At 53.3% G+C, this 12,322-nt stretch carries 11 protein-coding genes and 1 tRNA gene; 6 read left to right on the top strand and 6 right to left on the bottom strand.

Annotation, left to right across the window (positions count from 1 at the left end):
• Positions 1-72 precede the first annotated feature (72 nt).
• Positions 73-2,139, bottom strand: coding sequence for a hypothetical protein (locus tag JW953_20080; protein MBN1995004.1), 2,067 nt, complete (start codon positions 2,137-2,139; stop codon positions 73-75).
• Positions 2,140-2,437: 298 nt separating this feature from the next.
• Between JW953_20080 and JW953_20075 the strand changes: the two genes are divergently transcribed.
• From JW953_20075 to JW953_20060, 4 genes are all read left to right on the top strand, one after another.
• The gene (locus JW953_20075) at positions 2,438-3,907 is read left to right on the top strand and encodes a radical SAM protein (protein ID MBN1995003.1); all 1,470 of its coding nucleotides are present in this window, start codon (positions 2,438-2,440) and stop codon (positions 3,905-3,907) included.
• Complete coding sequence (locus tag JW953_20070) at positions 3,904-4,545, top strand: hypothetical protein (GenBank protein MBN1995002.1); 642 nt, start codon at positions 3,904-3,906, stop codon at positions 4,543-4,545. Before JW953_20075 ends, JW953_20070 begins: the two co-directional genes overlap by 4 nt.
• Complete coding sequence (locus JW953_20065; GenBank protein ID MBN1995001.1) at positions 4,529-5,323, top strand: radical SAM protein; 795 nt, start codon at positions 4,529-4,531, stop codon at positions 5,321-5,323. Before JW953_20070 ends, JW953_20065 begins: the two co-directional genes overlap by 17 nt.
• Before the next feature lie 66 nt (positions 5,324-5,389).
• Complete coding sequence (locus tag JW953_20060; GenBank protein MBN1995000.1) at positions 5,390-6,397, top strand: substrate-binding domain-containing protein; 1,008 nt, start codon at positions 5,390-5,392, stop codon at positions 6,395-6,397.
• A gap of 153 nt (positions 6,398-6,550) precedes the next feature.
• On the opposite strand, the gene JW953_20055 is transcribed toward JW953_20060, so the two are convergent.
• On the bottom strand, positions 6,551-8,215 hold the full coding sequence (locus JW953_20055; protein ID MBN1994999.1) for a CTP synthase: 1,665 nt from the start codon (positions 8,213-8,215) through the stop codon (positions 6,551-6,553).
• A gap of 259 nt (positions 8,216-8,474) precedes the next feature.
• Between JW953_20055 and JW953_20050 the strand changes: the two genes are divergently transcribed.
• A tRNA-Thr gene (locus JW953_20050) sits at positions 8,475-8,547 on the top strand.
• Positions 8,548-8,573: 26 nt separating this feature from the next.
• Positions 8,574-9,953, top strand: a complete 1,380-nt coding sequence (locus tag JW953_20045; GenBank protein MBN1994998.1) for a cytochrome c biogenesis protein ResB — start codon at positions 8,574-8,576, stop codon at positions 9,951-9,953.
• A gap of 87 nt (positions 9,954-10,040) precedes the next feature.
• Here JW953_20045 and JW953_20040 read toward each other — a convergent pair whose 3' ends face one another.
• The 4 genes from JW953_20040 to JW953_20025 form a co-directional block, all read right to left on the bottom strand.
• Positions 10,041-10,232 carry a hypothetical protein gene (locus JW953_20040; protein MBN1994997.1) on the bottom strand — a complete coding sequence of 64 codons (192 nt, stop codon included), beginning with the start codon at positions 10,230-10,232 and terminating at the stop codon, positions 10,041-10,043.
• The gene (locus JW953_20035; protein MBN1994996.1) at positions 10,229-10,765 is read right to left on the bottom strand and encodes a transcriptional regulator; all 537 of its coding nucleotides are present in this window, start codon (positions 10,763-10,765) and stop codon (positions 10,229-10,231) included. Before JW953_20035 ends, JW953_20040 begins: the two co-directional genes overlap by 4 nt.
• 134 nt (positions 10,766-10,899) lie before the next feature.
• Positions 10,900-11,586: a D-lyxose/D-mannose family sugar isomerase gene (locus tag JW953_20030; GenBank protein ID MBN1994995.1), complete on the bottom strand. Its 687-nt coding sequence runs from the start codon at positions 11,584-11,586 to the stop codon at positions 10,900-10,902.
• Positions 11,587-11,610: 24 nt separating this feature from the next.
• Positions 11,611-12,120, bottom strand: coding sequence for a GNAT family N-acetyltransferase (locus JW953_20025; GenBank protein ID MBN1994994.1), 510 nt, complete (start codon positions 12,118-12,120; stop codon positions 11,611-11,613).
• Positions 12,121-12,322 lie beyond the last annotated feature (202 nt).

Genomic DNA, 12,322 nt, shown 5'->3' with positions numbered 1-12,322 from the left:
CGTGCAGGAGTCTAATCCACTCACGCCGGAACCGTCGAACCTAATCGAGTCGCTCAGCCATAGGCTGAGGTTTTATAGGATAATAATGGGCAAAAAAACGTCGCCGCCGGGGTTTGCGCCGGATACATAGGTATTGGTCACGTTAACCTGGGCTGTTTGTCCCGCGGTTACGGTGGCCGAAGAGCCGGATAGGCCAACGATCCAGGAAACGCCGGGGTCGGTTTCGGTCACGGTGTAGGAGCCGGTCATAAGGTTGGTCCAGGTTAAAACACCGCCGTCATAGTCGGTTGTTTGACAATTTTCGCCGGGATACGAGAGGCCGGAGACACAAATAGCAAATTCCTGGGCCGGGTCGGGCGTAGCGCCTTGCCAGTCAACGGTTTTGGTTACTTGCAGAGTTCCGCCAACATTGCTCAACGTGAAACTGGCCGGGATCACCGCTTCGGGGCCAATATTGGCCGTTACGGTGTAGGCGCCGGGGATGGCGTTGGCCTGAACCGTCGCCGTCACAATGCCCTGATCATCGGTTAAGCCGACAAGGCCATTGGGAAAGACGGCGCTGGCGCTGCTGTCCGGAGCAGCAAACGTTATCCGCACGTTGGGCACGGGATTGTCGCTGCCATCAAGCACCGTCACCTGCAAGGGCAGGGTAAAATCTGTGCCCACATTGGCGCTTTGCCCCGAACCGCCGCTGGCTTTCAGATTCAGCGAAGGAATATCCACCCGGGTCAGAATAACCTGCGTGGGCGATTGGATGGGCATATAGTTAATCAAAAGCTGTTGGCTGTTTGCCAGAAAAACAGCGCCCTGGGGCAAATTTTTGAAATTGCCATAAACAAGCTCACTGCCGCCGGCGCGGCTGATAATGGTAAAGGTTGCGCCAACGGTAGCGGCGAAATCAAGGTCAACATCCAGGGTGGCCTCGTTGAGTTGGACACAACTACAACCATTGGCTGACTGAAGATTGTTATAAGTCAGTTGGTCATAAACGGCGCTGCTGCTGAGATCAATATCAAGCGTTAAATCAGGATGAAGGGATATTTGGTCTTTGACCGTTAGGGTTCCCGTGCCAGTTGTAACATTCCCGGCGGCCACATCCAGGGTATCCCCCGGGGCCAGGCGGCTGTTATAACCATTATTGTAAAGGAGAAGCCGTCCAACCGTGCCGGTGCCATAGAGGTTGAGGGGGCCGGTGGAGCTACCTTCATTACGAATATAATCGCCGGGATTGCGCGGGTCGCTTAAATTCAAGTTTAGCGTGCCGGAGCCGGTTTTACGAAAACTGCGCGACCCGGCCGGATCAGAAAGTTTGGCAAAACTGGTTGTATTATTGACAATAATTATCCGATTGCCCGGCAGTTGGATGCCGGTATTTGTAAAGCCAAGCGAATCGCCATCAAAAATCATGTTACTAACCAAATTGAGGTTATTGGCAATAACCCGCGCGCCCACCGCACGGATCGTGGAACCCGCACTTGGCCGCAACGTGCCGGTACCAAGGGCGGTATCGCTGCCAATGGCCAGCACGCTCGCATTAACATAGGTGTCGCCGCCGTAGGTATTATTTCCGCTTAACAGCAGGGGGCCGGTTCCGTTCTTGTACAAAGCGCGGTTGGTGGCGTCCTGGCCAATGTCGCCGGAGATGGTTAAGGTTTGGGCTGAGTTTTGGGTGATGTTGAGGTTACGATTCAAGATAACGGGCGCGGAAACGGCGTGGTCGCCATTTCCATTGGTGGTATTAACCGTTAACAGCCCGGTACCGCCATTGGCAAAGGTCAGGCTGCCGCCGCCGGCGTTGGCCAGGGTGTAGCCGTACAGGCTATCAAAAATCATTTCACTAACGGCTATATTTTCGGTAATGGCCACGGTGCGAGGCGCGCTGATAACATTGCCAAAAGTGGCCGTATCTGTGATCCCGTTTGGGTATGACCCGCCCCCCCAATTGACCGGATCGCTCCAATTGCCATCACTATCCACACTCCAAACGCCCGAGGCGGCCAGCGCCAATGGTATGCTTACCAGCGTAATCAACATTGCCCCTAACCCGACCGCGGTTAAAAATTTTGGCGCAAAACGGATTGAGGCCCGGCCTTTCCGGCCTGAGTGTAAACTGCATTGAATTACTGTACTGATTTTCACTCTACATTCTCCTGACTTTACACCACCTCCTTTTCACTAAATTTTAGCATAAAAGAAGCCCCATAAACCATACAGTATATTAAGATTATTCATAAAATAGTAGGAAAAAACTACCATCTTCCTTACAAAATATTACGATTATAGAGATACGTTTAAGAAAACGCTTGACAAATATTGCCATTGATGGTATAGTGTAAGAAATACACTAAGCGATTCAGCCGTTCAGTCTTTTTCCAGAACGGCCAATTTTTTCAAATCCATTAGTGTAATAATTACACTATATAAACGGAGGCAAACAATGAAATGGAATCAACCCACCCCGGCCGATCAACAACATTATCCCCCCCGGCAAGTTTTTGCGGCCGGGCTGCGCCAGCACCATATTGCCAATACCGCCTACCCCATCAACCATAATTGGACCATGAAGGATTACCGCGTCCGCCGCGCCGATTACGAAACCATCACTGCCCTGGCCTGGCAAAACATTGACAAGCTAGGACTATACATCCACATTCCTTTCTGCCAGGCCCGCTGCAACTTCTGCGAGTATACCGTCATTGACCCCGCCGATAACGAAAAAGCGGAGGATGAGTATTTTGACCTGCTTATGCAGGAGTTTGGACAATATAGTAATTTGCTATCTACGCGAAACAAGACACTGGCCGGTTTTGATATCGGCGGGGGCACGCCGGCTTTTGCCAAAACAGAGAATATCGCCCGCGTAGTGGCAGCGGCTAAAACCCACTTCCAATGGCAGCCGGGCATGCAAATCAGCATCGAGACCACGCCGCCCATTGCCGCCCAACAGCCGGAAAAAATCGCCGCGTTTTACCGGATGGGCATCGAGCGCATCAGCATGGGCGTGCAAATCACCCAATTGAGCCTGGCCAAACGGCTGGGGCGATTATATAAAGGTTTTGCGGGATTGCAGCAGGCCGTAGCCAATATTCGCGCCGCCGGTTTTAAAAAGTTCAATATTGACTTGATGTACGGCTTTGCCGGGCAAACCGTAACCGACTGGCGCGACAGCCTGGAGAAAAGCCTGGAACTGGACCCAGAATACATTACCCTCTACCAGATGCGCTACAAAGGCACGCGCCTGCAAAACCAGGCCGGGCAAGTGTCAAAAGAAATAGTGGCCCAAATGTATCATGCCGCCTGGCAACTGCTGAACCGGAGCGGCTACCCCGCCCCGCCCGGCAAAAACACCTTCAGCCGCCTGCCGCACGATCTTGGCACCAGCGATTATCTCACCGAGCGCGTCATCAAGGGGACGCCTTACCTGGGCCTGGGCCTGGGAGCGCAATCGTTATCCCACCAAACCCTGGCCTACAACCGGGGAGCCGCCTCCAAACAAATCAAACCCTACCGCCAGGCCCTGGCGGCGGGCCAACTGCCCCTCCAAGACCTGTATCACCTGCCCCGCGCGACCGGTATGGCCAAAATGATTTCGGTTTCTTTTTATTTTGGGGAGATCAACCGCAAATATTTCCGGCAGAAGTTTGGGCTTACGCTGGAAGAACAATTCCCGGCGGAAGTGGAGTTTGTTCTGACTGAAGGCTTGATGGAATATCGCGGCGATTGCCTGAGCCTGACGCCCAAGGGGGTCAAGGTTTACAACGGCGTCATCGCCCTGTTCTACGCCCCGGCGGTGAAGCTTCACCTGCTGCAACGCCCGGTTGACGCGCCGGTTCAACATTCTTCACTCGCCTCGCCAACATCTTTAACATCCAGCCGTCACCCTCACTATGGAGGCAAGGCCCTATGAACGTGTCAAGCTTGATCGAACAATTGGCTGCTCTGGAAAAACGATACCAGGTATGGGTTAAACCCATCAACCAGGTCATCCAGGAATGTTCTTACAAAGTCAACAGAAATAGCTACACCCTGGCCGACTTTCAGAGAGACGTAGACAAAATTAGAGCAAAACAGCAGGCCACAGCCGACCTCTACCAGGAAATGTATGCGCTGCTAGATGAATTGTGCCCGGCTTACCTGGAAGCGACCCCGGCAGAAAGGGAAAAAATCAGGGCCGCCGCCAGCGACAAAGACGGCCTCCTGAGCGCGTTATTGGGCTACGTTTACAAATCGGCCAGGCAAATCCGCTGCCCGGCGGATAGAGAATGGCTGCGCCGGGGATTGGCCGCTGTTTCCATTGAAAATTGCAGGAAAGATTATCGTGACGTATTGTTGGCCCTGGCGGAGTTGTACGTATTGGCCGAAGCGGCCGGTTTAAACCCAAAGCCGGACTTCAGGGCTATCGCCAAAATATCCAGCCGCCAAAGCCCCACCGGAGGTTCAACTTCTGTGGCTAACATGTTGGCCAATTTCCACACGTATGGGGCCTTAAAAGAACGACGGGCACAACAAACCGGCCGGGAGTTCGCCGATGGCGCAAGGCTATGACTTTGCCAATATACTTTTTGCCGGGCCGTGCAATCTGCGCTGCCCCTATTGCATTGGCCGGCAAGTTGACGCAACGCTGAATCAAAACAACCTGGATAAGTTTCCATTGCGGAATTTAGACAGATTTGTCCACTTATTGCAAAAAAATAAAATAGCTCAAATTGTTTTTACCGGCACCACTACCGACCCCCAACTCTACCGCCACGAGGCCCGGCTACTGGCCTGGCTGCGAGAAAAATTGCCGCCCCTAAAAAATGGAACAGAGGAAAAAGAGGCGCAATACTCCCTGCACACCAACGGCCAATTGGCCTTGCGCAAAATGGACGTTTTTAACCAATACAACCGGGTGTGTCTCTCCTTGCCTTCTTTCAACCCCGATACCTACCGGAAAATGACCGGCTCGGCCCGTGTGCCCAACCTGGCCGAAATCATGCGGCAGGCGAAAATTCCGGTCAAAGTATCGTGCCTGATCAATGAACATAACGTAGAGGAGCTGGCCGGGTTTTTGGAGCGGTGTGGAGAGACCGGCGTGAAACGGCTGGTTTTGCGCCAGATGTACGGCGACCCTCGCAAATGGGATACTGGCGATAGCTTGCTGGGCCGATTACCGCAAGTATCGGTTTATCAAAACAATCCGGTTTACGATTTTCACGGCATGGAGGTCACTTATTGGAATTTTCAACACACGGCCAGCCGGTCGCTCAATTTTTTCAGCAACGGCGCCATCAGCCCGCACTATTTATTGGTCAAAGCGCGTTCTAAAACCATTAATGTTTAACGTTCTCGGCCAATCTGTGTTATAATTGGGTATCTCGTTTCATTCCATTGCCTAAAGGACGCGACGATGCAACAAAACAAAACGCTTTTTCTGGTCATTATTGGGGTGGCGGTGCTGGCCGTGATTGGGATGCTGGTCATTCGCCCTCTGCTCTCCGAGCCACTCAACCTCCCCGCCAGCCCGCAGGAGGTAACGATTCAAGTGGTGGTGGCTCCCTCCATTAAGCCCTGGGTTGACCAGGCCGCCCAGGAATTCAATCAAGCCAACCCCAAAACTCAGGTGCAAATCATCACCGCTGATAGCCTTGTTCCTGAAGCCCAATTCAGCAGCAACCCGCAGGCAGTTCCCCCGGCAGCCTGGCTGGCCGAGGCCGGTTTTATCGTTGAGATGGCCGGCAACAGTCAAGAATTTGGAGACAGTCGTCCGGTGGCCGGCACGGCCCTGGCCTGGGGAGCGTTCAATAACAAACTGGAAGAGTTTGGGCAAAAGTATGGGGGGGTGAACTGGGCGGCCCTGCACCAGAGCGCCACCGAACCTAACAGCACGCTCAAGGTGGTGCTGGCCTCGCCGCACAACACTGCTGAAGGGCTGGCCGCGCTGGCCTCGGCGGCGGCCCATCTGAACAAACAAACTCTGACCGGCGCCGATGCCAGCAGCGCCGAACCCTGGCTAACCGAGACTCTGAAAGAAAGCGCCCGCACCAGTCTGAACCTTGGGCCCAAACCGGCCGAAGCGTTTGCCACGCGCGGCGCCTCTATTGGCGACGTTGGCCTGCTCAGCCAGGCCTCGTGGCGCAGCGCCGGATTGCAAAATCGCCCCGACTTTTCGATCACGCCCACCCAACCGGCGGTGACGCTCGATTACCCCCTGGCCATCTGGACCGGAGAGCGGGCTACGCCAGAAGGCCAACAGGCCGCCGCAGCCTTTCGGGATTTTTTATTGAGCGACGCCCAACAAAGCGCCTTAGCCACTTACTTCTTTGACCGGGCCAATGCTGTTGATCCAAATAGCCTTCAGGTTGACGGGCAGGCTGCCCTCACCCTGCTGCGCTGGGCGGAAAGGGAGTTACGCTAAAAAAACCTTACTGAGTCATTTCGACCGAAGGGAGAAATCTCCTTGAAACCGTACCTGTAGCAGGAGATTTCTCGGCCTACGGCCTCGAAATGACATTAAGGTGGAGATTCTTCACTTGTACCTCGCTCAGAGCAACATGCCCGTATAGAGGGTTCATTTATGATTGCTGGATTGCAGCAAAGGTTCTGCGGCTGCTGCGGTTTCTTGAGCATCGGCGAGACCGGCATGGACCCGAGCCGCCTTGATAAAGGCAGTGAACAAAGGATGGGGTCGGGTAGGACGGCTCCTGAATTCGGGGTGAAATTGGCTGCCTAACATAAAGGGGTGATTTTTCAGTTCCGCAATTTCAACCAAGCGGCCATCCGGCGAGAGGCCGGATAAAACCAGCCCGCCCTCCTGCAAACGTTCTCGATATTCATTTTTAAATTCAAAACGGTGGCGATGTCGCTCATGCACCAGGTCAACCTGGTAGGCTCTGGCGGCCAGAGTGCCTGCCACCAGGCAACAGGGATAACTCCCCAGGCGCATCGTGCCGCCCAGGTCGGCGATGTCGCGCTGGTCGGGCATCAGGTCAATCACGGGGTAGGCCGTGGTTGGATTGAACTCAGTTGAGTTGGGGGTGTCGTTGCCAAACACCTCGCGGGCCAGTTCAATCACCATCACCTGCATGCCCAGGCACAGGCCCAGGTAAGGCGTTTCCCGCACGCGGGCAAATTTGGCGGCCACAATTTTGCCCTCAATGCCTCGCTCGCCAAAACCGCCGGGCACAACAATGCCATTCACTTTTTCCAGACGGTCAAACCCGCGCATGCGTTCCAAATCTTCCGCCGCAATCCACTCGATTTGCGCTTCACAATCCTGCTGGGTTGCCGCCTCTTGCAGGGCTTCATACACGCTAATATAAGCGTCTTCTAATTGCACGTATTTGCCCACAATGCCAATCGTAATCGGGGGCTTGGGTTTTTTGATGTGGGCCACCAGGCTGCGCCATTCGGACAGGTCGGCCGGCGGGCAATCAATGTGCAGCCGGTTACAGATGAATTCGGCCACTCCCGCTTTTTCCAGGATCAAGGGCACTTCGTAGATGGTATCAACGGTCACTAACGGCACCACGGCCTCTTGTTCAACGTCGCAAAACAGGGCGATTTTTTCACGCAGGTCATCGCCAACCGGCAGGTCGGCCCGGCACATAATCATATCGGGTTGAAGCCCAATGCCCCGCAATTCCCGCACGCTGTGCTGAGTGGGTTTGGTTTTGAGTTCGCCTGTAGCCTGCAAATGCGGCAGCAGGGTCACGTGAATGTAAAAAGTGTTTTCCCGCCCGGCATCTTTGCGCATCTGGCGCAACGCTTCCAGAAAAGGCAGCCCCTCGATGTCCCCCACCGTGCCGCCTACTTCCACAATCACAATGTCGGCGTTGCTTTCGCGGGCCACACTGGTAATGCTGGCCTTGATCTGGTTGGTGACGTGAGGGATAACCTGGATGGTTTTGCCCAGGTAATCGCCGCGCCGTTCCCGGTTGATCACCTGCTGATAAACCTGGCCGCTGGTCAGGTTGCTGGCGCGGGTCAGGTTTTCGTCAATAAAACGCTCATAAGCGCCCAGGTCCAGGTCGGTTTCAGCGCCGTCTTCTAACACAAACACCTCGCCGTGTTCATAAGGGCTCATGGTACCGGGGTCTACATTAAGGTAAGGGTCCAGTTTTTGCACCGTCACCGACAGGCCCCGGCTCTTCAAAATACGGCCAATGGACGCCGCCGCCACCCCCTTACCCAATGAAGAAACCACGCCGCCGGTGCAAAAAATATATTTTGTCATTGCCATCTCCCAAAAATAAAGACCCCAAGAGGACAGCTCTTGGGGATCAAATATAGCCACACCAAACAAATTTTTTCTTGTTAAACATACTCACATTATATAAATTTCAAGGCAAATGTCTATATGGCTGTCCTGATTTGTCAAAATCAGCCCCAACCGCTTTAATTTGACAGTCAAAAAGGCCGGGGATATAATGAAAAATGCTCGATTCATCAGGTAAGGTCATTTTAACTCCCGTGGTTACGCGGGGAATTTTTTTGCCACCCTAGCTCAATCGGCAGAGCAGCTCATTCGTAATGAGCAGGTTGTCGGTTCGATTCCGACGGGTGGCTCTTTTTATTTTTGGCCGGAATTACCAATGGACTTTATCAGGCAGTGGTTAAGCCAATTTAGCGCCTATCTGCAACGTTTTCTGACCCTGGTCTGGTATACTCTGCGCAGTCCCCGGACCACGATCACTTTGCTGATTATCCTGGCCCTGGTGCTGGTTTTGGGGCTGACAATCCCGCCCCAACCGATGACGGCGGTTGAGGCCGGGGCTATCTGGATCGCCAACCTGCCGCCCTGGCTGCAACCGGGAGGGGAAACTCTCTTTCTTTTGGGATTTTCCAGAATATTTCAATCGCTGTGGTTCTGGCTGCCGGCAGCTTTACTTTTGCTCAACAGTTTAATTGCCCTGGCCGATTATCTCCCCGGCACATGGTCCCGACTGGGCAAAACCACCCCTCCGCTGGTGTGGCAACATCCTCTGGCGCATCGAGTGGAACATTCCATCCGTTTGCCCAGCTTGCCTGACGAATTTTTAGAAACCCTCAAAGAGCGTCTGCAAAAAAAAGGTTTTTCTCTTTACCAGCCTGCCGCAGAGGAACAGCGAGTGACCGGCACCGGGCGATGGCGTTGGGCCTGGTTAGGCCTGGTAGCCGTGTACCTTGGCTTGATTGGGTTAATTGGCGCATTTGTAATCACCTCTGCCACCGCGCAGACGGAACGTTTTACCCTGAAGCCGGGCCTGCCCTGGTCGCTCTCTCTAGTCAAGGGCCAATTTGTATTGCCCCTTGTTGAAGGGGCGACAGCAGGCTCAATCCACGTGGAGTATATCCAACCCGGCGACAGGTTAGCCCAAAGGTTGCCTTGGCGACTGTATCAGCCCACTCTTTTGCACAACACCCTCTTGCTGCCCATAGCCATTGAGCCTGTGCTGACCGTCGAGGTGCGAGACGCCACAAACACGCCCTTTGAGTTGGAGCCGCTGCAACCGGGTTTGGCTCCGGGCAAACAACTAAATTTTTCCCCGCATAGCGACATGCCTTTTATTATTCCGGTAGCAGCTTTGGCGGTTCAAATCTCACCGGCTGCGCCAAGCAGCAACGTTTATAAGGTGCAGGTACGGCGGGAGTCGGGGGAAGTTTTGGAGGAAAGTATAACGACCCAAACAGGCCAGGCGTTTGAGATTGGCGGCTTTCCGGCCATGATCTCCCGCCAGCATAATCTCACCGTGGTGGCGCGGCACGACCCGGCCTGGCCGCTTTATCTGGCCGCCGCAATTTTGATTTTAGGCGGCGCTGGTTTGACCTGGGGGCGACCTCCCCTGGTGGTGTGGCTGGTGCCAGAGGTCAAGGGGATGGGGGGGCAGCTTTATGGCGTTATGGAAAAACTGGGCCGCAAGCAAGGGATGAGCCAATTTTTAGAAGAACTCTTAACCCCAGAAATGCCCTCAGAAGAACAGGCAACAGACTAAGGATTGGGCATTAAATAACTTCCCCAAACCAAACCGATTTTCAGAGGAATTGATCTCTGAAATGCGGAAGTTATTAAATCCTTAGCCCTAATCCTCCTCGACAAAGTACAAAGGGTTCTGCCGCAACGCCGCCAGCGCCACAGCCCACAACGCCGGGGCCTCTAACACATATCCTTTAGCAGCCAGAACAAAACCACTTTTTAGACCCATTTCGGCCAGCAGCGGCTCCACGCGGTTGTAGCGCTGTCTCCAACCGGCAAAGTTATGGAGACGTGTCAAGTCACCGGCAATCTCACTTCAATATCAACGCACAGTTCATCGCCCACCTCGGCCAATTTTTGACGCAGTTGAGGCAGGGTGAGTTCGGGTGGGGCCTGGACAATGGCGCGCATGGAAAAGAGCGGAGTGCCGCTAACCGGGGCCTGGGTGACGCGCGTATCCAAGGTTTCAATATTCATCCGCTCCGAGGTTAAATAATGGGCCACATTATGCACAATGCCCTCGTGGTCGGCCCCAAAAACGGAAATTTCATAGGGAACATAACCCTGAAATCGCACCAGGCGAGACATGTTGGTGGGCCGGGTAATGATGGTCAGCCCATGTTCTTTCAGGGTGTCAAGGCCGGTGAGCAAGGCTTCCTCTTTTTCACCGGATAGGGAGAGCAGCATGATCACGGCAAATTCGCCGCCCAGCCGGGCCATCCGGCTTTCTTCGATGTTGGCTTGATAATCTACCATCACCGCCGTGATCTTTTCGACAATGCCCCGTCGGTCGGGACCAACCACAGTTGCTACCAGGTATTCTTTAGCCATTTTATCTTTCCTTGTTATTATTGGGAATCCGACCAATGACCAACGATCAATTTTCGGCGTTCGTCCTTTGTCATCCACCAGTATCAAGGCCGTTGAATTTTTCTGCTCCCAAATTAGGAACAGAAAGCCGGTAATCAGGGGTTGTAGTATTTGGCATAATCCCCAACCAGCAAATGCAACGGTGGCTCATCCTCTTTCACTTCCGGGAAACGGCCAGTTGGCTCTAAAAAACAATTGTCGTTGGCGTCATCATTCACTTTGGACACCTCGCCCACCAGCACTTTACCGGCAACGGCCCAGAATTCGTGGTACAGGTAGGTAGGCAGGGTAATACTCTCACCCACATCCAACATAACCGTATGCCCGGCCGGGAAGGTATATTTGACCCCGTCCATGCTCACCGTCACGTCGGTGTCGGCCAATTTTTCATCCTCGGTGGAGTTGTAGAGTTTGATGGCCAGCCGGCCTCCCCCCCGATTGATGATGTCTTCCATTTTGTGCCAGTGAAAGTGCATCGGGGTAACTTGATTCGTTTCGCAAATCAACACCTTTTCGGCATAAGTTTTGCCCCGGCCTGTTTTTAAATTTTCCACGTTACCGTTACGAATGGTAAACAGGAACAGGCCAAATTTGTCATAACGACCCTGGCCAAAATCGGTAATGTCCCACCCCAACTGGTTATCCACAATCTCGCGGGCTTCTTCGCCTTTAGCCTGCCAATCTTCCGGCGTCCAATAGGCAAAAGGAGGCAAATGAAAACCGTGCGATTTCATAAACGCGTCGGCTTCACGCATAATGGCATTGATTTCTGAACGTTTCATAGGTTTGTATTCCTTTCCGTTGAATTAAAATTCTTGCGCTAATCTATGCAGCGCCTCACCGGTAACCCGGTAGATGGTCCATTCCTGCTGAGGCACTGCCCCCAATTTTTTGTAGAAATTGATAGCCGGTTCATTCCAATCGAGCACGCTCCAATCCAGGCGGCCACATTGGCGTTCTTGGGCCAATCGCGCCAGATAGGCTAACATGGCCCGGCCAATGCCTTTGCCGCGCATAGGTGGGTCAATGTAAATATCCTCCACGTAAATCCCCGGCCGCCCCAGGAAGGTAGAAAAATTGTGGAAAAATAGGGCAAAACCAACCGGCTCATCATTGTAATCGGCAATCATCACTTCGGCTACCTGCCGCTGGCCAAACAACGAGGCGTGGAGTATGGTTTCATCGGCCACAACTTCAGCCAGGCGCTTTTCATATTCGGCCAGTTTTTTGATAAAGTCAAGGACCAGGGGCACATCAAGTTCTGTGGCAAAACGCAAAGTCAGTTCAGGTATTTTTGTTGAAATTCTTGGCAGCATGCTCACATCTCTATTTTGGAAATAGGTTCTGGCTAAAACCTATTTTAATACAAGAAGCCGGTTTCTGCATAAACGCAGCGCAATTATGGCCACGAGAAACCAATTAGAAGGGGAGTAGCTAGTTTCTGGTGCAAAAGTGTCGATTGAGTAGAATAGTCGGAGGTGAACCAAAGGAGACCAAAGACTATGCTACGAGATCGTT

Source organism: Anaerolineae bacterium (assembly GCA_016931895.1).
Taxonomy (GTDB): Bacteria; Chloroflexota; Anaerolineae; order 4572-78; family J111; genus JAFGNV01.
Note: the sequence above shows the minus strand (reverse complement) of the source record. Positions and strands in the feature narration are given on the sequence as shown.